Origin of the sequence: Turicibacter sp. H121, assembly GCF_001543345.1 — a bacterium.
Taxonomy (GTDB): domain Bacteria; phylum Bacillota_I; class Bacilli_A; order MOL361; family Turicibacteraceae; genus Turicibacter; species Turicibacter bilis.
The window spans coordinates 489,098-513,070 of record NZ_CP013476.1; the positions used below are offsets into that span (position 1 = coordinate 489,098).

At 34.6% G+C, this 23,973-nt stretch carries 28 protein-coding genes and 1 other annotated feature; of the genes, 3 read left to right on the forward strand and 25 right to left on the reverse strand.

The window, feature by feature from the left end; all coding sequences use genetic code 11:
* Window positions 1-148: 148 nt before the first annotated feature.
* From AT726_RS02455 to AT726_RS02470, 4 genes are all read right to left on the reverse strand, one after another.
* Complete coding sequence (locus tag AT726_RS02455; RefSeq protein WP_068758933.1) at window positions 149-1,321, reverse strand: THUMP domain-containing class I SAM-dependent RNA methyltransferase; 1,173 nt, start codon at window positions 1,319-1,321, stop codon at window positions 149-151.
* 194 nt (window positions 1,322-1,515) lie between these two features.
* Window positions 1,516-1,815 (reverse strand): hypothetical protein, encoded by a 300-nt coding sequence (locus AT726_RS02460; RefSeq protein ID WP_068758934.1) that lies wholly within the window; start codon window positions 1,813-1,815, stop codon window positions 1,516-1,518.
* Between the two features lie 5 nt (window positions 1,816-1,820).
* Complete coding sequence (locus tag AT726_RS02465) at window positions 1,821-2,549, reverse strand: aromatic acid exporter family protein (RefSeq protein WP_068758935.1); 729 nt, start codon at window positions 2,547-2,549, stop codon at window positions 1,821-1,823.
* 112 nt (window positions 2,550-2,661) lie between these two features.
* Window positions 2,662-3,465 (reverse strand): hypothetical protein, encoded by an 804-nt coding sequence (locus AT726_RS02470; RefSeq protein WP_055242532.1) that lies wholly within the window; start codon window positions 3,463-3,465, stop codon window positions 2,662-2,664.
* Window positions 3,466-3,689: 224 nt separating this feature from the next.
* Here AT726_RS02470 and AT726_RS02475 point away from each other — a divergent pair, with 224 nt between their 5' ends.
* A complete protein-coding gene (locus AT726_RS02475; protein ID WP_068758936.1) occupies window positions 3,690-4,865 on the forward strand; it encodes an MFS transporter in 1,176 nt (391 codons plus the stop codon).
* Here the strand turns inward: AT726_RS02475 and AT726_RS02480 are convergent.
* Window positions 4,857-5,336 (reverse strand): hypothetical protein, encoded by a 480-nt coding sequence (locus AT726_RS02480; protein WP_055242534.1) that lies wholly within the window; start codon window positions 5,334-5,336, stop codon window positions 4,857-4,859. The two genes, AT726_RS02475 and AT726_RS02480, sit on opposite strands and share 9 nt — an antisense overlap.
* A 172-nt stretch (window positions 5,337-5,508) precedes the next feature.
* On the opposite strand from AT726_RS02480, the gene AT726_RS02485 reads away from it, so the two are divergent.
* Window positions 5,509-6,456, forward strand: coding sequence for a pectinesterase family protein (locus AT726_RS02485; protein WP_055242535.1), 948 nt, complete (start codon window positions 5,509-5,511; stop codon window positions 6,454-6,456).
* A 533-nt stretch (window positions 6,457-6,989) separates the two neighbouring features.
* Here the strand turns inward: AT726_RS02485 and AT726_RS02490 are convergent.
* The 16 genes from AT726_RS02490 to asnB form a co-directional block, all read right to left on the reverse strand.
* A complete protein-coding gene (locus AT726_RS02490) occupies window positions 6,990-7,766 on the reverse strand; it encodes a hypothetical protein (RefSeq protein WP_068758937.1) in 777 nt (258 codons plus the stop codon).
* Between the two features lie 79 nt (window positions 7,767-7,845).
* Window positions 7,846-8,412 (reverse strand): PepSY domain-containing protein, encoded by a 567-nt coding sequence (locus AT726_RS02495; RefSeq protein ID WP_068758938.1) that lies wholly within the window; start codon window positions 8,410-8,412, stop codon window positions 7,846-7,848.
* A 95-nt stretch (window positions 8,413-8,507) separates the two neighbouring features.
* Window positions 8,508-8,993 carry a peptidylprolyl isomerase gene (locus AT726_RS02500; protein WP_343288202.1) on the reverse strand — a complete coding sequence of 162 codons (486 nt, stop codon included), beginning with the start codon at window positions 8,991-8,993 and terminating at the stop codon, window positions 8,508-8,510.
* Between the two features lie 732 nt (window positions 8,994-9,725).
* Complete coding sequence (locus AT726_RS02505; RefSeq protein ID WP_055276416.1) at window positions 9,726-10,661, reverse strand: LysM peptidoglycan-binding domain-containing protein; 936 nt, start codon at window positions 10,659-10,661, stop codon at window positions 9,726-9,728.
* 216 nt (window positions 10,662-10,877) lie between these two features.
* Window positions 10,878-11,087, reverse strand: coding sequence for a hypothetical protein (locus tag AT726_RS02510; protein WP_055243280.1), 210 nt, complete (start codon window positions 11,085-11,087; stop codon window positions 10,878-10,880).
* 194 nt (window positions 11,088-11,281) lie between these two features.
* Window positions 11,282-12,565 carry a GTPase ObgE gene (gene obgE, locus AT726_RS02515; RefSeq protein WP_068758939.1) on the reverse strand — a complete coding sequence of 428 codons (1,284 nt, stop codon included), beginning with the start codon at window positions 12,563-12,565 and terminating at the stop codon, window positions 11,282-11,284.
* Window positions 12,566-12,712: 147 nt separating this feature from the next.
* Window positions 12,713-12,997, reverse strand: coding sequence for a 50S ribosomal protein L27 (gene rpmA, locus AT726_RS02520; RefSeq protein WP_055243282.1), 285 nt, complete (start codon window positions 12,995-12,997; stop codon window positions 12,713-12,715).
* An 11-nt stretch (window positions 12,998-13,008) separates the two neighbouring features.
* Window positions 13,009-13,320 carry a ribosomal-processing cysteine protease Prp gene (locus tag AT726_RS02525; protein ID WP_055243283.1) on the reverse strand — a complete coding sequence of 104 codons (312 nt, stop codon included), beginning with the start codon at window positions 13,318-13,320 and terminating at the stop codon, window positions 13,009-13,011.
* 10 nt (window positions 13,321-13,330) lie between these two features.
* Window positions 13,331-13,639, reverse strand: a complete 309-nt coding sequence (gene rplU / locus AT726_RS02530) for a 50S ribosomal protein L21 (protein WP_055243284.1) — start codon at window positions 13,637-13,639, stop codon at window positions 13,331-13,333.
* Between the two features lie 17 nt (window positions 13,640-13,656).
* Window positions 13,657-13,732 (reverse strand) — a sequence feature (ribosomal protein L21 leader region).
* Window positions 13,733-13,908: 176 nt separating this feature from the next.
* A complete protein-coding gene (locus AT726_RS02535; RefSeq protein WP_237297172.1) occupies window positions 13,909-14,313 on the reverse strand; it encodes a response regulator in 405 nt (134 codons plus the stop codon).
* A gap of 19 nt (window positions 14,314-14,332) precedes the next feature.
* Complete coding sequence (locus AT726_RS02540) at window positions 14,333-15,151, reverse strand: site-2 protease family protein (RefSeq protein ID WP_055276418.1); 819 nt, start codon at window positions 15,149-15,151, stop codon at window positions 14,333-14,335.
* A gap of 15 nt (window positions 15,152-15,166) precedes the next feature.
* Entirely contained in the window at window positions 15,167-15,964 is a 798-nt protein-coding gene (locus tag AT726_RS02545) for a peptidoglycan DD-metalloendopeptidase family protein (protein ID WP_055243287.1), read from the reverse strand.
* 174 nt (window positions 15,965-16,138) lie between these two features.
* Window positions 16,139-16,657 carry a rod shape-determining protein MreD gene (gene mreD, locus AT726_RS02550; protein ID WP_055243288.1) on the reverse strand — a complete coding sequence of 173 codons (519 nt, stop codon included), beginning with the start codon at window positions 16,655-16,657 and terminating at the stop codon, window positions 16,139-16,141.
* The gene (gene mreC, locus AT726_RS02555; RefSeq protein WP_055305595.1) at window positions 16,650-17,501 is read right to left on the reverse strand and encodes a rod shape-determining protein MreC; all 852 of its coding nucleotides are present in this window, start codon (window positions 17,499-17,501) and stop codon (window positions 16,650-16,652) included. The genes mreD and mreC overlap by 8 nt, the downstream gene beginning before the upstream one ends.
* A gap of 186 nt (window positions 17,502-17,687) precedes the next feature.
* Entirely contained in the window at window positions 17,688-18,257 is a 570-nt protein-coding gene (locus tag AT726_RS02560) for a GNAT family N-acetyltransferase (RefSeq protein ID WP_055243290.1), read from the reverse strand.
* A gap of 22 nt (window positions 18,258-18,279) precedes the next feature.
* A complete protein-coding gene (gene asnB / locus AT726_RS02565) occupies window positions 18,280-19,863 on the reverse strand; it encodes an asparagine synthase B (protein WP_068758940.1) in 1,584 nt (527 codons plus the stop codon).
* Window positions 19,864-20,130: 267 nt separating this feature from the next.
* Between asnB and AT726_RS02570 the strand changes: the two genes are divergently transcribed.
* A complete protein-coding gene (locus AT726_RS02570) occupies window positions 20,131-20,421 on the forward strand; it encodes a DUF1622 domain-containing protein (RefSeq protein ID WP_237252673.1) in 291 nt (96 codons plus the stop codon).
* 55 nt (window positions 20,422-20,476) lie between these two features.
* Here AT726_RS02570 and radC read toward each other — a convergent pair whose 3' ends face one another.
* The 4 genes from radC to AT726_RS02590 form a co-directional block, all read right to left on the reverse strand.
* Window positions 20,477-21,199, reverse strand: coding sequence for a RadC family protein (radC, locus tag AT726_RS02575; protein ID WP_269465080.1), 723 nt, complete (start codon window positions 21,197-21,199; stop codon window positions 20,477-20,479).
* Entirely contained in the window at window positions 21,184-21,867 is a 684-nt protein-coding gene (locus AT726_RS02580; RefSeq protein WP_237257908.1) for an SPOR domain-containing protein, read from the reverse strand. Before AT726_RS02580 ends, radC begins: the two co-directional genes overlap by 16 nt.
* 101 nt (window positions 21,868-21,968) lie before the next feature.
* Entirely contained in the window at window positions 21,969-23,249 is a 1,281-nt protein-coding gene (locus tag AT726_RS02585; protein ID WP_068758941.1) for a bifunctional folylpolyglutamate synthase/dihydrofolate synthase, read from the reverse strand.
* Between the two features lie 20 nt (window positions 23,250-23,269).
* Entirely contained in the window at window positions 23,270-23,764 is a 495-nt protein-coding gene (locus AT726_RS02590; RefSeq protein WP_055243293.1) for a PASTA domain-containing protein, read from the reverse strand.
* Between the last annotated feature and the right edge of the window lie 209 nt (window positions 23,765-23,973).

The window sequence follows — 23,973 nt, forward strand, 5'->3', positions numbered from 1 at the left end:
CTTAAAATCTTCACTTGGTTAGATATGCTTTTAAGTGTAATGGAACTATCGCTTATATGATGGCCTTTTTTTAACTTAATATACATATTTTTAAAGTTTTATTTTAGTATAAATTTAAAAAGTGACCGTCAAAGGGCCACTTCTTAAATTATTCTTCTGTTGTTGTCTCTGTTTGAGCCATTACTACTCCATATTTTTGTTTTAAATTATTATCAAAGTATTGGTAGTAGCGTGTTAAGATACGTCCATTGTATAATTTACGGTTTTTATCTGCTTCACGACCAAATGCTTTTTCAAATTTAGAGAATGAAGTTAAGATATTAAAATCCCATGTTGATAATTTACGTTTCATCATTCCTAATTTTTTGTTTAATTTGAAGACTTCATCTTCTTCTCCGATACGCTCACCATATGGTGGATTTGTAATCATGTAGGCATACTTATAGTTTGAAGAGAATTTATGGAAATCTAATTGATGGAATTCAATTGATTTTGCTACTCCTGCCTTTTCAGCATTTTGACGCGCTGTACGTAAAACTTGAGGATCGATATCGTATCCGAACATGCGTAATGAGTTGTTTTTGATTGCCTTACGTGCACTGTCACGTACTTGTTCAAAGATTTCTTTATCCATTGAAGGCCACTCTTCACAAACGAAGTTACGCTTTAATCCTGGTGCAATGTTGTTTCCGATTAATGCCGCTTCGATTAAGATTGTTCCTGAACCACAGAATGGATCAACTAATAAACGTTCTGGTTTCCAACGAGATAATAAAATTAATGAAGCTGCTAATGTTTCTTTTAATGGTGCTTCACCAGCAAATTCACGGTATCCACGTTTATGTAATCCTGGTCCTGTTGTATCAATTGTTAAAGTAACTACATCTTTTAATAAAGCTACTTCAATTTTATAAACTGGTCCATCTTCTGTGAACCAATCTTGGTTATAAGCACGTTGCATGCTTTTTACAACTGCTTTTTTAACGATAGCCTGACAATCTGGTACACTATGTAATGTTGATTTAATTGATTTCCCAACAACGTGCATTTTTCCGTTCACCGGGATATATTGACTCCAATCAATCGCTTCTGTTTGATTGAATAAGTCTTCGAATGTTGTTGCTTCAAATTCTGCTACTTTGATTAAGACACGATCAGCAGTACGTAACCATGTATTAGTAATTGCGATATCCATTTCGTCTCCTTCGAAATGAACTTTACCATTTTCTAATTTTAAGTCTTCATATCCTAGTTGTCTTAATTCTTTTGCTGTAACAGCTTCGATTCCAAATGTGGTCGTTGCAATTAATTGATAATCCATATTTCTATTTCTCCTTATCTTAAAGTAGCCATTCGTCATGGACGAATAGTTACTGAGATGACATTTATGTTCAATACACTTTTATTTTATCCATTTTCAAGAGCTCTCAAAACTCTGTTTTTAAGGTGGCCTAAAATACCATTTTTAAGTTTATCACTAATCGTCAAACGTGGCAATAATTATCTTTTTATGTCTTATTGAAGATGTTGTAATTTTTCTACCACTAGATTTACTTTTTCACAGATTTTATGAATACGTTCAGCAAATGGATTTCCTATATCAAGATAGTGCTTTTCAACTTTTAAGTCATGTAAAGGCGGAACAATTGAATTCGTATAATCTGTCGATTCTAATACGACAATAACTTCTTCTAAAGAAAGTTCTAACTCTTTATCTAATACGACATCTGGTGTCGATTCTAATAAAAAGTTCAAGTCATACGTTAAATGATTAATATCTCGGTAAAGTTCAGCAATTTCTTGTAGTTTATTCACTTCTTTTAGTTTGACTTCTTTTTCAATATAGTAAATTCTGTTTTAAGGGCCTCAATGTTTGAATATACTAAGTCTAAATCATTCATTTGTTGACTGAATAGCTGAATATAGCCTCTTTTTCCACGTGGTAATGTTCGTTGAAATACTTTCGCTGTATATATTAGGCCATTAAGGACTTGTTCATTGGCATATTGCAATCTCTTTTTAGCAAATTTACGATAGTATAGGTTTGAAAATATATAGTTATAAAATAACGCAATTAATACCCCTAAACCAAGGGCGATGATGCGTAAACGAAAGGTTAGCCATATGCTAGGTAATCCCGCTTCATTCACTTGTATATATTGAGTCATGTAAATCGATGTAAAGATGGCAACGGGCGAAACAAGACGCCAGTTAATTTTTAAGCAGACGTATAGTGTTAGAACCATTCCAATACTAATACTAAAAACATTAACTCCAAATGCTAGCACTAAGATTCCCGTAGCTGCGGCACCAATCGTCGAGGCAATCAGTTGACTGACCCCACTACGGATACCTGTTCTATTTAATGGTTCCAAATTGTACATGACTCCAAGTAAAACTGAAATCATATCTAACTGAGCAATTGGAAATTGTTTTCCGATGATGTATCCTGTAGCGATAGCGAGTAGTGACTTTGTTAAGTATAGTGGTGAGTCAAATAAGTAGGCTTCTTGACTTAAGCCTAATGTTTTACTAATCCTACGGTTCATATATTCCTCCAAAGCGTATGTTTCTATGTTATAGCATGACCATTTTAACATATTTTACCCAACTTTGTGAAAACAATAAAAAATCCATTCAATAAAATATTGAATGGATTTTTTATTTAATTTGAATGCTTCCATTAACTTGTTTCGTGTACTTAATGTTGTTGTTATCTAATAAACTTGTTAAAGCAAGCACAATTTGATTTGCAACTTCATTTTGATCACTAACAAATTGATTGTATGATTGAGTGATTTCTTCTGTCACACTTTCGCTACTTGTGACTTGATTGATAAGCTGATCTAAACTCATAAGTTTAAGATTTAATAGGCGTCCCATTTCACTAAAACTTTCATCTTTATTGGCAAGGAGTTCTTGTGTTTTATTGATGATATTTTGTTGCTGTGATTTTAATTCTTGAAGATAGGTTGGTGTAATATTGTTAGCGCCAATATGTTCAGATAAACTTTTGTTGATATTGTTATGTAAAACCATAAGTTCGTCGTATTGTTCAATGTATTCTGTGACTGGACTTGTAGTCGTCATACCAAATAAGCGATTGACAGTTTCTTGCGGGATGACACCCCCTGCATAAAGTAGAGTCAGTAAAACAACGACGAGCGGTAACCCAACAAGAAGACCTCGTAAGATATCTGAAAATTGATTTTGATTAGATAGATTGATGTCTGCCATTTGCGATTTGCGGCGTGTGGCACTGTATGGTGATTGTGATTTTCGATGCACAGACTGGGTGTATCCCCCGTATTGCCGACTCAAATCATGATTTGCTTTATATTGTGTTGACTCAATGTTGTGTTGATATGCTCGTACTTCATTCATTGATTGTTCTAGTTTTTCTTGTTCTTCTTCTTTCCAATGTTGGTACCAGTTGCGATAGTAGCTTTTATTTTTTGTGCCCATCTGTCTCGTTGCAAAATCGCTTGATTTGCAACTTCCCCCTTTCAAAAATGTTTGATTGTGTATTGATCCGGTTCATTTGCCTGTTACTAGAAGCATACGCCATTTGATGGATTGATATGATAAAGAATGAGGGAATTTCATTCGACTTTTTAAACTTTAAAGTTTGTAGTTATCTGCTAAATTTTATATAATGATAACTAGTGACAATTTTATAAGGAGGATTTATGAAACAAAAGTCTTTAAGAAAGTTCTTATTTTTTAACTTTTTAATTATGGCGGTTTTCAATTTCGCACATCCTGTGACACCTCGTTTAATTAATGAATTAGAATTACCGTCATATATGTTTGGTTTATTTTTTGCATTAATGTCAATTGGGAGTTATATCTTTTCACCTATTTGGGGAAGTCTATCTGATTACAAAGGACGTAAACGATTTTTAATGATTGGTGTTCTCGGATACGGAACAGCTCAACTTGGTTTTGGTTTAAGTCAAAGTGCAGCTCTTATTTCAGCCTTCAGGGTACTAGGTGGAGTTTTAAGTGTGAGTTATATTGCCGTTGTGATGGCGTGTATTAGTGATTTGTCATCACCTGAAAATCGTGCCAAATCATTAGCCTACTTAGCTGCAACGACAGCGATGGGATCAGCCATTGGTTCTAATATCGGAGGTTGGCTTGGAGCCACTAATTATAAATATAGCTTTATCGTTCAATTTGCTGCCTGTATTGCTATAACCGTTGCTTTGTTCTTCTTGACTAATGAAACATTAGAAAAGAAAAAAGAAGGAAAAGCAGTATTAGCATTAAATCACTTAAAATTAAAAAAATCGAGTCTTGATTTTAAATCTATGTTGGGTGCTCTTATTTTAACAGTAGCATTCATGAATATTACAACAACGTCTTATAATTCAACTATTGGATACTTCGTTGAATCAGATTTAAAATTACCAACACAATTAAATGGTTTAATTTTAAGCATTGTTCCAATTTGTGCTGTTTTAGTTAATTTCTTGGTTAATCCTCGTTTAGCAGCGAAGTACGATGAGCTAAAAACGTTAATCGTTGTAATTGCCCTTACCGGAGGATCTTTGTTCATTTGGGCGTATAGCTCAAATCTAATTGTGATGGGAATCTTCTTAGTTATTTTCTTTATTGTAATGCCGCTTGCTCAGCCAATTTATCAAAGTATGATTTCAAAGCATGCGAAAGATAATGCGGGAGAAATTATGGGGATTCAAAACTCGGCGCGTTCAGTCGGAATGGTCATTGGTTCATTAATGGCTGGGTTCTTATATGATTTTGGTAGTAAACTTCCATTCTTAGTTGGGAGTGTTATGGCTTTAATCGCTTGCCTTATCTTAATCTTACAATATCGTCGAGAGAAAAAAACATCAGCTTAGCTGATGTTTTTTTTCTTTATATTGATAACGAGATTGAATATCTTGCTCGGTCAGCCCTAGATTTAGAACTCGATTTAATTTATGAACACAGTATTTATTTGGATAATAACGCTCCGATACCCAAATCCACGTATCATCTAAGTTTAATAGATGACAAATCGCGAAGGCAATAGCTGCTGCTCTTGAAACACCAGTATAGCAATGAATAACAATACACTCTACTTCTTCCGCATGCTCTAATACAAAATCACGAATTTGTAAACAGTGTTCCTCTGATAGTAAAGTATGATTCTCTTGAACGGTTTGAATATCATCAAATGTTAGGGATATCTTTTCAATAATGCGAGGATTTTTATAAAAAGTTGGGATCTTTGAATGAGTTCCAAGAATTGAGATAAGTAGTGCAACTCCCATCCATTGATCATAGCTCCAATTTTGAGCTTCTTGTTGACTCATAATTTTTATTTCCATCCTATCACTCCCTTTTTTTCACTCTTATTCTAGTTTATTTAAAGCAATTTAAAAGTATCCAGTTTTTCTATTATTTTTTTCTTGAACGATAAACTATACTTCGACATAACTTTTTTAATCTTATATCTACAATATAAACGAATAAACTAAAAAAGAATAGAGGGATGACTAAATGCTAATTGTAGCGTTAGATGGTAGTGGAGACTTTCAATCAATTCAAGCCGCCATTGATTCATTAAAAGGAAAAGATCCTACCACTATTTTTATTAAACGAGGTGTTTATCATGAAAAACTGTATCTGAATCATTCTCATGTCACCTTTATCGGTGAAGATGCAGAAAGTACCGTGATTACATTTGATGATTATGCTAAAAAGGTATTAGCAGATGGAACTTTATTACAAACATTTAGAAGCTATACGATGTTTATTCATGGGAATCACCTTACATTTTCTAACCTAACGTTTGAAAACAAGTCTGGAAAGGGGAAAGATGTAGGTCAAGCAATCGCCTTGTATGTTGATGGGGATTGTATTCATTTTAAAGATTGCTGCTTTTTAGGAAATCAAGATACTTTATTTACGGCTCCACTCCCATCTACTCCAGTTATTCCTGGCTCTTTTATTGGACCTGGTGAGTATTTTCCAAGAAAAGTCGGTCGCCATTATTACGAACGATGTTATTTACAAGGAGATATTGATTTTATCTTTGGTGGAGCAACGGCCTATTTTGAGAGATGTACAATTTTTTCAAATGCCATAGATGGACTTAGTTATGTGACAGCCGCATCGACCCCTAAAGACGAAGCTTACGGTTATGTCTTTAATCACTGTGAGTTAGTCAGCGATGCCCGCAAAGGATCTGTCTTTTTAGGGCGACCTTGGCGGAGATTTGCACATGTGGCATTTTTAAACTGTTATTTAGGTCCTCATATCCATGCAGCGGGATGGGATGACTGGGGAAAAATCGATTCTCATGATTCTATTAAGTTTTATGAGTTTCAAAATTTTGGTCCTGGTGCGAAATCTAATCAACGAGTCAATTTCTCTAAAGAATTGTCGCCCGAAGAAGCCGTATTTTATAAAAAAGAAAAAGTATTAGGAAATTGGGATCCAAACTAAGGTCTCACGAATGACAGTATCACCGCACAAACTAGGGAAATTAACCATTAATGATCTAAACTATTAAATAATCGGGTATATCCGCGTTGATAAGATACATCATCAATTAATTGCCTGATATATTCCTCTTTAAGATTTTGTGTGGGGCTCAAGTATTGATTAATAATAATTATGAACCTTAAGCCTAAATAAAATTGGAAAACGAACAAAATCAATAGTACTCATATAATTCGATTCGATATTTTATCCTGTATAAGTTCTAAAGAAATTATTTTTTATCAAAAATAACTAGATACAAACCGAAATTTATTTCACCTTTCTAAAATCAATCTTAGTTATCAAAAAACTTTAATACTAAGACATCCTATAGTCCAGGGATCACCTACCATTGGTAATAAATGGATAACCTAGCAATTTCCAAAAGAAACCTAATCCTCTAATGCAAGGGATTTAGTTTTTACGTTGTGAAAAACTTATGGGGACTTATATAAAAACATAAAAAAATGGACAAGTTTAGACTTGTCTATTTTTATTTAGATAAAAATCCCCTGATCTTCTTTATTATTCAAGACGTCAAAAATTAGACGTCCCACTTCGTGCTTGCTTCCATCGGGATAATAATAGTAAAGAATGCGTTCTTCACCTTGTTCAAAAGCTGCTACGTTAAAAACAACGCCAAACTTCTGATTAAGTGGTACGAGCTCACTATAGCCTCCTAAATAATGAACTTGATTTAACTCTTCATCTGAATAAATATCTTTTGTGATTAATGTTGTAGGGCAGTCTTCTTCTAATCGAAAATTATAGGCATTGATGAGCGCTCCCTCTTCATCAGCCTTTGAAACTTCGATTGCTAAAATAATGGTCCATTGGTCGCCATCCTCATAATATCCCCAATCCCAATCAGTAAACTCACTAAATTTAGACAAAGAAAGTTCAAAGTTATTCGATAACTCGTAGATACTTGAGCCATTACTTACCGATTGGTTAGGTATTTCTAACCACCCAATTTGTTTAATCACTATACAGGCAATGATAACGATAAAAACTAATTTGACGACAACAAGGCTAGATAACCATCTTTGATCTGAATGATTTTGATAAGAAGGATGTTCTGTAATATCGATTCGGTGGTCAATGATACAGTCAAAAGCATCCGTCCACTCCGCTATCTTTTCTTTATAATACATATTATCGTCTGCAAGATGTTCATATTTTTCTAGTAGTTCATCATAAACTGCCTCTATTTCTTCTAGTGACATGGTGGGTGTTACCCCAAGAATTTGATACGCACGATTAACATCATCCATTTATCTCCCTACTCCCTATTCTCCTATTCAATTCATCATATGTTCATATTGGAGGATAAATGTCATCTTTTGCTTAAAATTAATCATTCACTTCTTCTTCAAATGAAATCACTTTTCCATCAGTAGCACTAATTTCAATTTTTTGTTCTTTATTATTTTTAATGGCTGTTGCTTCATAAACAACACCAATTTCTTTTGGTTGTAAATGAATTGAATGAACAAGCCCACCATTTGATTGAGCAGCCGCAATTGAGATCGCTTCATCAATCGAAATATTCACTCCATCTAAAATAGTTGGATTTTCTGATGTTTGTTCTTGTTTAAAAATTTCTCCAGTTAGCGCATCAAATTGAAGTTCATATTTCTGATTTTCAACATAAATATCAACTTCATAATAATTTGGGTGACCTACCTCATAATCAACACTTGTCACAATTCCATTTCCAATGGATTTTCGAGCTTGAATTAAGATATCTTCAATTGGCATATCACCGCCTTTAACTTGCGTAGTACCCGTTTCATTAACTGTTCCATTATTAGTTGGGGTTTGAGTCGTGGTTGAAGACTTTGTATTTGAACAAGCCGTTAATGCTAAAAGAGCTCCCCCAATTAATAAATAATGTCTATATTTTTCATGTTTATTCACCTCATGATTTCTAATCTAACGTTTTTTAGTATGAACCATTGTTTGAGGTTTAAAACAATCTTTGGATAAAAAAATGAGTCCAAAATGGACCCATTTTATTGAATAACGTCTGGTGCAGAATATTCAATTCCATAAGTGTTAACTGTCATTGACTCAATCACAACTGGTCCATTACTTGTTCCCGCTACTTCAATATCATGTGCAACATCCATTCCAGATGTGACTCGCCCAAAGGCTGCATAATGACCATCTAAATGAGGTGCATCATCTAACATAATAAAGAATTGACTTCCTGCACTATCTGGTTGGTTGGTGCGAGCCATCGATAACACACCTTCCGTATGTTTTAAATCATTTTGGAATCCATTATTGATGAATTCTCCAGCAATCGCATAACCTGGTCCACCCGTTCCAATTCCATTTGGATCGCCCCCTTGTAAAACAAATCCTTTTTCAATTCGGTGAATAGTTAGTCCATTATAAAACCCTTGATTAATTAATGAGATAAAGTTATTCACGGTATTCGGTGCAATATGCGGATATAGTTCAGCTTGAATGGTTCCGAAATCCTTAATTTCCATCGTAACAAGGGGTAAGTTTTCAGGTACTTCAACCTCTGGTGCAATTAATTCTTTTGGTTTTGATTGACATCCAACCAGTGTCATCATAAGCAACAAGACTAATGTAAGTTTTCTCCATTTCAATTTCATCATATTCTCCTTTTTATTATAATACTTTGATTGTAGCAAAATAAAAACTAATTGTGAAGCTTCATCTATTTTTTGAGATAAGATTGAAGAAATGACTCGTCATACCTCCTCTATAATAGGAAGAGCTTATTTTCATTTCTAATGACCACTTCTCATCAACCACGATAGCAACATCTATATATAACCAGCAATACCTTTTACATTTTTATCATCAGTTTCGTCTCTTATGCCCTTTGGGTACTAACACATCCTATAGTCCAGGGGTCACCTACCATTTACGAAGTAAATGTATCTACCATTGGTAGGGAATGGGTCACCTACCATTTACGAAGTAAATGTATCTACCATTGGTAGGGAATGGGTCACCTACCATTTACGAAGTAAATATATCCGCCACTGATAGAGCTTAAATATTTCCTGTGAAGAAAAATTATCTCAACTTATATAGATGTCATCATGAAATCAACACATAATTGTCTTACCTTATATATCAGTCACTATATGATTCACTCTTTTTAAATTCCTTACCTCTTATTATTTTTCTATCTAAGGTCTCAATAAAAAAAGAAGATGTCAGACATCTTCTTTTTAGGAAATACGATGTTATAGATAAGGGTTTCGATACCATCCACCGTAAGAAGGATAACCTCCCCATCCCCATCCACCATAATATGGATAGTAGCCTCCCCATCCCCATCCACCAAAGAATGGATAACCAAATCCACCGATAAAGAAACGCTCATCTTGTGGACTTCTCATCCCATATGGGGCAGCCCCATATGGAGTTCCATAAGAAACTGGATAAGGGTTAACGTATGGACCAACAGCATAAGGATTCGCATATGGTGCCGGATAAGGCATTGGACCTGACGAACAGCTTGGTTTATAAGGTGAATAAAGCATAGATGGTGTCAGAGGCAATGGATAAGGAAGAGGTTGCGCAGCTACTCCCTGTGTTTGTGTTTGAGCTGTTGTTTGATTAGATTGTTGATAGTTTTTTTGATTCACCGAAACGTTATATTGTTCAACACTAGCAGCAACTCCTCCTATTCCAACTTTTACGCCATCATTCGGTTGTATCGGAACCTCCGTCTGGATAGGTTTTAGCGGAACTGGAATCGCTTCTTCTTTCACCTTTGTCACTTGAGTCGGTGTTGGTTGTTGCACTTGTTGTGCCTGTTGGACCTGTTGAACAGGTGCCGGTTGAGCTTGCTGCACTTGTTGCACCTGTTCAACTTGTTGCACTTGCTGTACAATAGGTGCTTCTTGCTTCACCACAACCGGTTCAGGTTCAACTGTTGTAACAGTCTTAAGTTCAATAGGGCTAGTATCTAAATTCGGATAATATTTTTGAATGTGTTGTGCGACATTTGATTCTTCTTTTCGGGCAGGTGAAGGAACTTTGACTTTTAATCCAGGTACAAGGCCAGTTAAATGATTGATATGAGTATTCATCCCAATCAAATCTTGAACACTGACATTGTATTTCTCCGCAATCGATTGAAACGTGTCGTTTCTCTGTACAATGTGGATTTTCATAAGTCTGATTCTCCTCTCTACATTATCTCTTTACAATATATGATGAGATTTTCACGAATATAACAAACTTATGCGAAGTGAGCTTTTTCCCTTAAAAGAAGATAAAGTTCACTCGACATTTCAATGCTCAGTATAACCCTTTGTTAGCTTGATTAACATTTATTCTTCCTTAATTTTTATATCACTTGTAATTCAACAATCATTATTTATAGAGCATCAAATCGTTGGAAGATTCTTTATTGAATTTATCATATCACAAGCAATTCTGTTTCCTCCCATATACGCCGGTGATGGTGTTGAAAAAGATTGTCTAAAGTAAATCGGATGCACCATGATATCAATATTAATCTCTAATTTTTCAATTGTAATGATAAGAATTAAGTTTTTATCTAAGTAATCACCATCAATTGGTAACATATGCGTCATGAATCGTTACGCCTTTCTTTTAACGATGTTAGCTTCTTAAATCCAATGGGTTGCGCTTTAAATTGGTAAGTTAGTTGATATAAACATCAGATACTTGTTACAGTATTTTATTAATTTTTAACCATTTAAAGTCACTCATCTTGTTAAGATGATATAAAAAAACCACCTTACATAACGTAAAGTGGTCTATTATTTTAGTCTTTGAATTCAAACTCGAAGTTAAGGATGCGCACAAAATCTCCATCTTCCACTCCAAGGTCACGTAAGGCTTGATCAACACCGATTTGACGTAATTGACGTGCAAATCGCATAACTGATGCTTCACGGCTGAAGTCTGTTTGATGGAAGATTTTTTCCACATGTGTTCCTGTAACAACATACACTCCATCATCTCCACGAGAGATATGGAATTTCGCTTCTTCAGGTTTGAATTTATACGTTACTGATTGTTCCACTTCATCCTCATCATATAATGGGAATTGAGGTGTTTTTTCTAATAAATCAGCTGTTTTATATAATAATTGGTCGATTCCTTGACGAGTTGCCGCTGAAATTTCAACGATTGTTACATCATCTCCAACTTTTTCTTTAAATGCTTTTAAGTTTTCTTCAGCATCACCGATATCCATTTTATTAGCAACAACAATTTGCGGACGTTCTAATAATTTGTAACGGTATTGTGCTAACTCGTTATTGATTGTTACATAGTCTTCATATGGATCGCGTCCTTCCATACCAGACATATCAATAACGTGTAAGATAACACGCGTACGCTCAATATGACGTAAGAATTGATGTCCAAGTCCTGCGCCACTTGCAGCTCCTTCGATTAATCCTGGTAAATCAGCCATAACGAATGAACGACCATCTGGAACACCAACAACTCCTAAGTTAGGAACTAATGTTGTGAAGTGGTATGCTGCAATTTTTGGTTTACATGCTGAAACAACAGAGATTAATGTTGATTTCCCGACACTTGGGAATCCAACTAATCCTACGTCAGCTAATACTTTTAATTCCACGCGAACTTCACGTTTTTGACCTAACTCACCATTTTCAGCAAGTTCTGGCGCTGTATTACGAGGTGTTGCGAAGTGGATATTTCCGCGTCCTCCGCGTCCTCCTTTTGCGATAATCGCACGTTGACCATTTTCAGTTAAATCGGCAATAATCAAGTTTGTGCTGTTATCGTAAACAATCGTTCCCACTGGAACTTTTACGACTAAATCATCTGAGTTTTTACCATGGCAGCTTTTCGCCATTCCATTTTCACCGTTTTTAGCTTGTAATACACGGTTATAACGTAAATCTAATAATGTTGATAATCCTTCATCAGCAACGAAAACGACGCTACCACCGTTTCCACCGTCACCACCAGCAGGACCACCGTTAGCAATATATTTTTCACGACGGAAAGCTACGGCACCGTTTCCACCGTTTCCAGCCGTCACTTTAAGTTTGACTTGATCGATAAACAAGTGCATCCCTCAATTCTATCTCATGAAACTAACACTAGTTTCAATTTGGTATTCTTCTATATTATTAAAATAAACTTGTCAACTCATACAAGATATGAACATAAAAATAAACCCCTAATCAGATGATTAGGGGATTTATTAAATCGATTACTTAGCTTCTGGGTATACAGAAACTTGTTTTTTGTCACGTCCTAAACGTTCGAATTTAACGATACCATCGATTTTACAGAATAAAGTGTGATCCACACCCATACCTACGTTTGTTCCTGGATAAATTTTAGTTCCGCGTTGACGGTAGATAATTGATCCTGCAGAAGCGTATTGTCCATCAGCTAATTTAGCTCCTAAACGTTTAGACTCAGAGTCACGACCGTTCTTTGTAGAACCAACACCTTTTTTAGATGCGAAAAATTGTAAATTTAACTTTAACATGGGGCCACCTCCTACTTGTTTTCTATAACTGTTAAGTATTTAAATTGATCTTCTTCAATTGTTTGTAAAGAAGTAATCATTCCATAGATGAGCGTTTGACACGCATCACTTGATGGAAGATTTTCAACTAATAAATAACCATCTTCCATTTTTATGCTAAGTTCTGATTCGTCTAAGTTGATAATGGAATTGGTTAAGCCAAATGTCACAGCACTCACCGCAGCGCAGACTAAATCTTCACCCGGTTCACCTGCAAAGGCATGGCCGCTGATTTCAAATGACTCAACTTTATTATTTTGATAGTTAAAATTGGCTGTAATCATCGTCTAATAATTAAGCATTGATAGCTTCGATAACCACTTTAGTGTATGGTTGACGGTGACCTTGTTTCTTTTTGTAACCTTTTTTAGGTTTGTATTTGAACACGATGATTTTTTCACCTTTACCGTGTTTTTCAACCTTAGCAGTTACAGTTGCACCTTCTACTAATGGAGCACCAACTTTAGCGTTTTCTCCACCAACGAATAATACTTCGTCGAAAGTAACAACTTCACCTTCAGCAACATTTAATTTTTCAACGTAGATAGCTTGACCTACTTCAACTTTTAATTGTTTACCACCAGTTTTGATAATAGCGTACATTACCTGCACCTCCTTAAAATTTAACTAAGACTCGCCATTAAAGGTATATGCCAAAGACATATTTTGACCTTATCCGCGCGGTTGTAGTACCCTAAGGTGCTAACAACATGATTCATTATATCAAAGCTAATATCATTCGTCAATCATTTATCTATGGTTATGTCTACCTTTTTCGATTATTTTTGATACCTAAATAATTAACGATTTTAAAAGCTTGATACTCTATTATAGATTATTTCATTTTTATTTAAACAAAAAGTCTTATACTTTTATGTATAGCATAAGACTTTTTTAATCATATTTAAATCAATTGGCTTTAATAAGATATCATCCATCATGGCTTCTTGAAACTTTGGATCTTCTTTGGATAATAGATTAGCTGTTAAGGCAACAATTCGACCTTTATATCCTATATGTCGTAACTTCTTTGATGCTTCATAACCATCCATTGTCGGCATACAAATATCCATAACTACGACATCATAGTTTGGGTTTGCTTCAATTTCTTGAACAGCTTGTATCCCACTATCAATCGTTTTAACTTTTTTAATGTCCATTACATCTAATATATCTTCCATTAACATTAAGTTAATTTCATTATCATCTACTACTAATACGGAAAAATCATCTGTCATTTGTGCCACCTTCAACTCCGCCTCCAACTTAAGTTTCATTCGTTTTTCACTTATCATTTTAGTTAGATTTAATTTGAGCGTCAACAATTAGAGATGGATTTTCTTCATATTTTAACTTCAACCATTTTATCTCATCGTGAAGTCGATTTTTGACTTCAAATAAATTTAAATAGCCTCGATAGATATTATCTTCTAAAGAATCATTTCTAATTTTCACGATTTTTCTTGGTAAATCAACGTTTATATACATTTTCTTTTGTAAAAGAAAGCGTTGAAAAAGAAAATACATGTACTTATTATACTTTAATGTCGAATATGTTAAAAAACTCACAATGATAAACAATTGTCGAATATCGTATAAAATTGTTATACCTATAAAAAGAGCCATTAATCCCATGTTTAACCTTCTAATAATTCGTAAAACAGTTTTGTATGGAAAAAAACAACATAAAATAGCATTAATTAACCGACTACCATCAAGTGGTGGCAACGGAATAAGATTAAACATGATAACAAATAGTTGAGCCCATATGGTGTAATCATATAACATCGTATTCACAAAAGAGCTCATCTTCTCTCGCATTAAAATCAAAATAATTAACGTGATGAAGTTAAATAGAATACCACCACTACTAACAATGAAATCTTCAATATTTGATTTATTCAACTCTCCTTTAAACTGCATAATCCCACCGAAGGCGAAGAATTTAAGTTCTTCGAGTTCCCATTTATGAAAAAAGGCCATCGTAAGATGACCACATTCATGAACAATGATCGTTAGAGCAAAGATAACATATTCATTTAAATAGCCGAGCATAATAGCTAGGAGGGTCATTGCATAAAAAGAGGGATCAAATTTTAATCGATTTTTACGCATGATTAAACCTCCTAATTATTGCATCAGTGATTCTAAGTAAGCCGCGATATCTTGATATTGACCATCTTGATCTTTTAACGATAAGTAATAAAAAGCATCCTCTCCAAAATCTGTTCCTGGTACATCAATGACAGAACCCACACCTAAGACGTCTCCGATTTTAATATGCTGATACTGACTAACTTTACGATTCTCTAAGAACCCTACTGTTAGTATCCATTCATTTTGTAACTGAATATTCATAAAATTACTAATTTTATCATCCAATCCTACATTTAACACGATGCCTGGAACAAAGCTACGAATTTCTTCATCCTGTTTAATTTCAATAATAACTCCATTTTCATAATCTTTTAGCACCATATTGTTATAAGTATTATTAATAGCTTGTGAAACGTCAAAAATTGAATTCGTACTGTTTCCTTCAATTTCAATCGGATTCCCCGATTCATCAACAGTCGTTCCTTGCATCCCATTGACAGGTGATGTGGAGTCAGTGGCTTTAGGTAATCTATACTCAAATGGTAACATATTAGAAAGAAAGTCTTGATACATTTGTTCATACTTAGCAAACGGAAAACTTCCCATCATTACACTCTTAACACTCTCATAAAGAAGGACATTTGGAAGTTTTTGAATGACTAACACGCTCATCAATAAACATAAACAAATCATAGATTGAAACATAAACCGTCGGATAAACACGATACTCTCATCTTCCTGTTTTCGTTTATAGTAAGATGATGAATGGTTAGCTTGATAACCCCTATAGGCAGAGCGATAAGGTGGACGATTTCTTTTATAATTGGCCACGAAAATTCCTCCTAACTATTCTTTCATTTGTGCTAACTTGTTCAATGCATCATATGAAGTTTAGAGTTAGATTAGAACAGCTATTCCAATTGCTCTACTTATTTTTAAAGCGATTCTCTCTTATCTTCTGACTAAAAGCTAATCAAAAAAGACACCGTTCGGTGTCTTTTTTGATTAAAACTCGTTTAAAAACTGTCGCTGATATTTTCTAAACTGTGACTTTAAAATAGGATATAGCGGGATCGTGATTAAAGTATTAAAAATCGCAGTTGGAATTAAAATAAATTTAATAAATATCATGAATGACATATTCGTTGTTTTCATCGTATTCACGATAAAGTAAACAAACCATTCCTCAAAAATAACGACTCCCATAACTAATGCCATCATAGATAATAAATTAACTGGCATCGTTTGCGAGATAAATCGTAATAAAATGAATGTAATAATCGGAAACAGGCACGTATATAGTCCAATTAAATCAGTATAACAAATATCATAGAGTAAGCCAAAAATGCAGGCAAAAATAATGGGGCGAATCCCTTTATCATAAAAAGTAAATAAGGCTAAGCAAATTAAAAAAACATTTGGAATAATCATATAATGACCAACTATCGGTTGAATCGGTAAGAAAATGACTAATAGATTATCTAGGACAAAACAAGTTACAAAAGTAATAATTAATCTACTCATTGTTTGATGTCACCGCCTCGCGTGCAACCACGATGACGTAGTCCATATTATCATAGTTTTTCTCACCTTTTAGATAAAGTGTTTGTGTTAATCCATCTTTGCTTACTTCAATGCGATGGACATATCCAATTAATAATGAACGCGGATAAACACCACCTAATCCACTGGTAATCACAGCATCCCCTTCTTCTACAGCCACCTCTTTTGAAACTTGTGTCATCACTAATTCATCAGTTGTATAGTCATAACCTTCAACCGTTCCAATAGAACCTTCTTTTCCATCAATAATCGCTGAAACTTTACTTCCAAAATCTTGATTTTTAATCAATTTCACTTTAGCTGATAAATCATTGGTTGAAATGACTTTTCCAATTAAGAAACCCTCTTTCGATAAAACAGCCATGTTCTCTTTAATTCCTTGTTTACTTCCTTTATTAATGAAGATAAAATCATGCCATTGATCAACGTTACGCATGACTGTTGTGGCATTAATCGTTTCATAACTCGTTAAAGAAATTCCTGTACTTTGCAATTCTTCTAGTGAAGCCAGCTGTTCTTCTAATTGATGCGTATAAACTTCTAAGGCCTCATAATTGTACATTTGTTGCTTTAATAATTTATTTTCTTCATAAGTATGGAATAAATCATTGATATTCGTTACGAATCGTTTAAATCCTTCAACAATTCCTGTATAGCCCGTTTGAACGACGGTCATTCCATCCTTAATGAGACGTTCAGGAACTGAATTTTTCGTCTCTTGATGCATTGTATAACCGACTGTAATTAACGTCATAAAAATTAATACGATAATCCCAAACACTTTTAAATGGTTAACACCCTTCATTCGAACACATCCTACGTCTTTACAATAATCTTTTTTATATTGCTTATTATATATAATTGATATGTATGAAACAAGTCTATTTAGTCACATAAACACTAACTCAGAAAGTTTTCACACTTTTTCCATGAGATTTGACTTTACATCATTAAAAAATTCCCGCTGTATGTGGCAGGAACTTTCCATCTTCTATCCATCTAAATCGAAGTTTTCTTTAAGGATGACATACGTGTCACAGTCCACCCATTCGCGACGTCCATTTAATACCGCTCGTCTGACTAATTTATCATGAGTCATTCCTAGTTTTTGCATCACTCTGCCAGAGGCAACGTTTCGAACATCATGTTTAGCAATCACACCGTCAACTCCAATTTGTTCAAAAGCAAACTGAAGAACGGTTTTAGCTGCTTCAGTCGTCAAGCCTTGATTCCAATACCGTTTTGCAAGACAATACCCAAGTTCACAGTAATGACGTCGCCCTCGACGATGAAATTGAAACAAAGAAATCGAGCCAATCACTTCATCACTTTGACGATCGACAATCGCCCACTGATACGTATTTAACAGTTGATAAGCCGCTTCCCAATTCACTAAAATTCGCTCGGTTGTTTCTAAATCTTCATGAGTCGGCCATGCAACAAACTGAGTCACTTCATCATCACTACTCCAATTTTCAAAAACCATTGTTGCATCGCTGACTTTAAATCTTCTTAAATAAAGTCGCGATGTATCAAGCCGGCATGTTCCTAAATGTTTCATTCCTTAAACTCCTTTAAATCTCTTATTTTCCACTATCACCATAATTAGCTAAGACTCGGGCACTCGGATCTAAGACATTACACCCTTCCCACGCTTTATTCGGCATCCAATAATCTTTAATCCATTTCGCATGTCCATTAAAGTGCCGATCAAAAATCTCGCGATAAAGTAAAGATTCTTTCGTAAATGGAACACAATCACCTTCATACTTTTTCACTTTTTTCTCAAACACCTCATCTGTATATTGAGATTCGGCATAATCTTTTAAAATATCGACTAAGGAATGTCCTACTGCATCTGAAAAAGCAGCCTTTTCTCTCATTAAAATACTTTGGGGTAAATAGTCACCAACAAAAGCCTTGCGTAACAAATATTTTCCTTTATTATACTGGTTTAATTTGAGTTGTGGATTCACGCCCATGACGTAATCAACGAAGGCTAGATCACCAAATGGCACGCGTGCTTCAATGGAATTAGCTGAAATGCAACGATCAGCTCGTAAAACGTCATACATATAAAGCTCGCGAATTCGTTTTTGAGATTCCTCTTGGAAAGCTGCTGCGCTTGGTGCATAGTCTGTATATTTATAGCCAAACAATTCATCACTGATTTCACCCGTTAATAACACTTTAACATCGGTTTGTTCTCGAATTGCCTTACATAATAAATACATTCCTATTGAAGCACGAATCGTTGTGATATCGTAAGTTTCTAAAATATAAATTACTTCTTCTAAACAATTAATCACATCATCTTTATTAATAATGACTTCTGTATGATCAGAACCAATGTAGTCGGCCACTTCTTTTGCATATTTTAAATCAATTGCGTCTGTCTCCATACCAATGGCAAAAGTTTTAATCGGTCGGTTCAACAACTTGGCAGCAATACTACAAACTAAACTGGAATCAAGTCCTCCACTTAACAAGAATCCAACAGGAACATCCGCATCCAATCGCTTACGAACACCTTCAATTAAGCGGGTATTAATCTCTTTCGTAATCTCTTCGATACTTCCATTATAAAACCCTGATGACTGTGCCGCATCATAATAGCATGTAAACGCACCATCCGCATAGTAATATCCCGGTGGAAATGGATAAACTTCATCACATAACTTGACTAATGCCTTCGCTTCAGAAGCAAACATGATTTTATGACTATTCTTAGAGTAGCCATAAAAGAGTGGTCGAATGCCAATCGGATCTCGTCCAGCAATAAAATCATCTTTTTTTGCATCATAAATCACAAGTGCAAATTCTGCGTCTAATTGTTTAAAAAAGTCTAATCCATACGTTTCATAAAGCGGTAAAATAATTTCGCAATCACTATCTGAGTAAAACGTATATTTATGTTTTAGTTGTTCCCTCCATTCTTTAAACCCGTACAGTTCTCCATTACAAACGACTAAATTTCCATGAAGTTCAAACGGTTGATTTCCAGACTCTGTTAAGCCCATGATTGATAATCGATGAAAGCCCCAAAGTCCTCTTTCACGATTTTCAATAACACAAAAACCTGGTCCCCGATATGAAATACGAATAAAGCTTTCTTCAAAATCCTCTACCTTTATATCATTTGCCGTATAAACCATAAATCCACACATTGATTTCATCCCCCTTCGACGACTGCCTATTACTCCCTTTTCTTTAATCATATGCTAGTAAGCGATTCTAAAATAACTACTTTTTTTGATTTTATCTCATCTTTTTCGAGTTTTCTTGAATTGAGCTTAATCAAGTTTGGCATAAGTCATGTTTTTTGCGGATAAACTATCACTATCTTATCATTTTTGAAAGGAACTTTTTTTATGTTTATGCTTAAAAACTTTGTTGATGAGATTCTCCCGATAATTATTGGAATTCTAGAAACTATGGGTATTTTTATTATTACACTTGGTGCATTTCGCGCCTTCTATCATTATATGAAGACTTTAATCTTTAAAGATCACTATCCAGTCAAACATCAATTTGCTAATTCAATGGCGACCGGACTGGAATTTAAGTTAGCTGCTGAAATTTTAAAAACTGTTCTTATTCAAAGTTTAAGCGAGCTGCTTATTTTAGGATCTATCTTTTTACTTCGTGTTGTAATGACTATCGTCATCGAATGGGAAATGAAAGAAGATGCGAAACAAAAAAATATCCATTCCGGGCGAACATAAAAAGCTCTCAATTAAGAGAGCTTTTTATTATGTTTGTCTATTACATGTAAAGACATTATAGATACCCTTTTTCTTTTAAACTTGTAAACTGCTCATCACCTATAATCAAGTGATCAAGTAGTTTAATCCCGATTAACTCCCCAGCTTCATACAATCGATGTGTCAATTGAATATCTTGCTGGGAAGGAGTTGGATCCCCACTGGGATGATTATGCGCACAAATCACCGATGCCGATGATCGTTTAATCGCTTCTTTAAAAACTTCTCGCGGATGAACGATCGCTTTATTAAGTGAACCGATAAAAATCGTCTTTTTCCCAATAATATAATTTTTCGTATCTAAGAATAATACCACAAAATGCTCTTGCGTTAAATGCTTCATCTCTGCCGATAAAAAGGAGACACAATCACTAGGTGATAAAATAGAATCTAGTTTCACATGCTTCGCTTTTGCAATTCGTTTGCCCAGTTCAATACTCGCTAAAATCTGAATTGCCTTGCTTTCACCGATTCCATGGATACTCATTAATTCTTCGACCGTAATTTCATTCAGTAATTTTAAACCTTGTGTTTGTTGTAAAATCATCTGTGCTAGTCCAAGTGCTGATTGACCTCTACTCCCTGTCCGCAGTAAAATCGCTAATAATTCTGCATTCGATAAAAAAGTCGCACCTTCTGATAATAGCCGCTCTCGTGGTCGTTCTTCAAAAGGTAAATCACGAATCATAAAAGATTCCATGAAGTGTCCATCACATCCTATTCTTATCCATTTAACCATTGATAAATTTCAAGCAACATTTTCTGACGCTCCGTTGAGAGCGCATCAAAAGAGGCTGTTGAAAGTGTGACATAATATCCCCATATATGCATTTCATCATCCGTGAATGTTTGAATAAAATCTCCAGTCATCTCAAATGGTTTCTGTTTCACAGCTTGTAAAAAGTAATTCCACTTTAAATCATCTGTTGAAACTTCCACCGCTTTGATAAAGCAATCAATTTGCTTCTCTTTCAGCGCTTCTTGAACTGGAGCCAAACTTTCTTTAGTACCCGAAACATGAGAAAACACGGAGTACTTTCCATCAACTTTTAAAATTCCATAATTATAACCCAATTGCTTTAACTCTCCCGCTAAACTTAAAACATTATCGTATGTTTCATAAACCCCAAGTTGCATTACATAGATTTCGTTTTCAGCCGTCGTGCTTTCAGATGCATCAGATTGCCCCTCTTCAGCTTCTACATCTTTGGACTTTTCTAGCTCTTGAGGTTGATCATTTGGTCCCCCTACTGTTGCTGTAGGTCCTTGTGTCGGCACTAAAAAGTTATCTAATAATTTTCCAAAGGATAATCCTAACATCGTAAAAATTAAAGTTAATAAAATTAATGGCTGAATTGTTTTAAAATTAATTTTCAATTTAAACTTCTTAAATTTCTTCTTTTTCATCATGACCCCACCCCATCATCTTCAGTCATTGCTTCGTCTACAATCCTTCGTTTGTCTGGGTATCATCATATCAAAAGTCATTCAAAAAAATTGTCTAAATCTCACTTCATTAATGATTTTCGTACATCTGAGATAAAGTAAAGTGATCCAGTAATCACCAGACAATCCTCGTCCTCCAGTTCACCTAATAAATAATCAATCAGTTCATGGAAGTCTTCCTCATACGATGAATGAGGTCGATTAAACACCTCATACTGCTCTTTTGCAGATTGCGCACGTGGAAAATCAAACGTAGTGAAGTACACGTGATCAGCTGTTTCATCTAAGACATCAAACATTTGCGTGTAATCTTTATCTTTTAAAATACTTACCATAAACAGGCGACGATTGGTTGGGTAAAGATTTTTAAGTGTCTTACACAATTGTGTCATCCCTTCTAAGTTGTGCGCTCCATCTAAAATAATTGCTGGTTGTTCATGAATAACTTCAAATCTTCCTTTCCAAAACGCTTGTTTCATCCCCCTATATATATTTACATCAGAAATGTTGAAAATCCTTTTTTGTTTTAAATATTGTAAGATGGCGTATGCAAGTGTTGCATTTTTAATTTGATGAGCCCCTTTCATCGTTAGCTCCACATCTTTTAACTGAGGCCAATCAAACTTAACCCCTTCTGGAGTTAAATGAATATTCGCTGGTTTATAAACTTCGAGTGCTTCGATCAGCTGACTCTTTTTTTCTGATGCAATTATCTTAAATTCTGTTAATACTTCTAAATTTTCTTCTGTAGTAACCAGTGGAATCCCTTGCTTCACAATTCCTAGTTTTTCATGAGCAATTTTCATTAATGTATCTCCTAAAATCACTTCATGATCATGACCAATATTCGTAATTCCACAAACGATTGGTGAAATAACATTTGTTGCATCAAAACGTCCACCTAGCCCTACTTCATAGAGCACGACATCGACTTGGTGGTGTTTAAAATAAATAAATGAAATTAATGTAATAATTTCAAACTCTGTAAATGGTCCAATATTAGTTTTATTAATTTCTTCTACTACTGGCTTAATGACATTCGCACACCAAGCTAGGTCATCATCACTAATTGGTATTCCATTTAATGAGATTCGTTCATTAAATGTTTCAATATAAGGAGAAGTAAAAGTCCCTACCTGATAGCCCGCATCTTGTAACACAGAACGTAAATACGTGACCGTCGATCCTTTCCCATTTGTCCCCGCAATATGAATCGTTTGTATTTTTAAATGTGGGTTATCTAGACGGTCAAGCGCTGCCTGCATGCGTTCAAGTCCTGGACGAATTCCAAATCGCAATTGTTCTGATACCCATTCGATAACTTCTTTTCCACTTCTAAACATGTTGTTCTCACCTGCTTTGATTATTCTGTTTTAATGGTGACGGACACTGCCATTCCCTTTGTTAACAACTCACCCGCTAAAACGGATTGTGTCTCAATGATCCCTTCTTCCGCTTGAGATTCAATCTTTAAATCATATAAATCTGCGAATTCTTTTAATTCCATCAAGGTCTTTCCAGTAAAATCCTCCATTACCGGAAATCCTTTTGACACTTGTAGTGTTAAAATTAGTGGATCATCACCAATTTTTGTTCTTGGTTTAATAGATTGTTCCATGACACAGTTTTGTAAGACATCATATGAATAAGCTAATTCATAAATAATTGAAATATTCTCATGTGATTCATCATATTTCATCACTTCATCTGCTGGCCACCCATGAAAATTTGGAATCGTATTCAATTTAAGTGTTGATTTAGCGTTTATGACTAAGGCAATTGCAATCGATAATCCAAAAATCCAACAATAAAATCTAGCATTTAATCGATACTTTTTTCGTTTCTTTTTTTTGCCCATTCCCACACATCCTTATGTATTCAAATAATAAAATAGTTTTCCCAATTTATCTAAATCTATAAATCTCTTCCAAAGTTATACTTGATAACTAAAATATTAAAATCCTATCATAATTCTACCAACTAAACTTACTTTTTAAAAGGGTAAAACGTTCTTTCCACTTGATTCATACAAAAAAGCTCTCGGATAAACCGAGAGCTTTCATATCA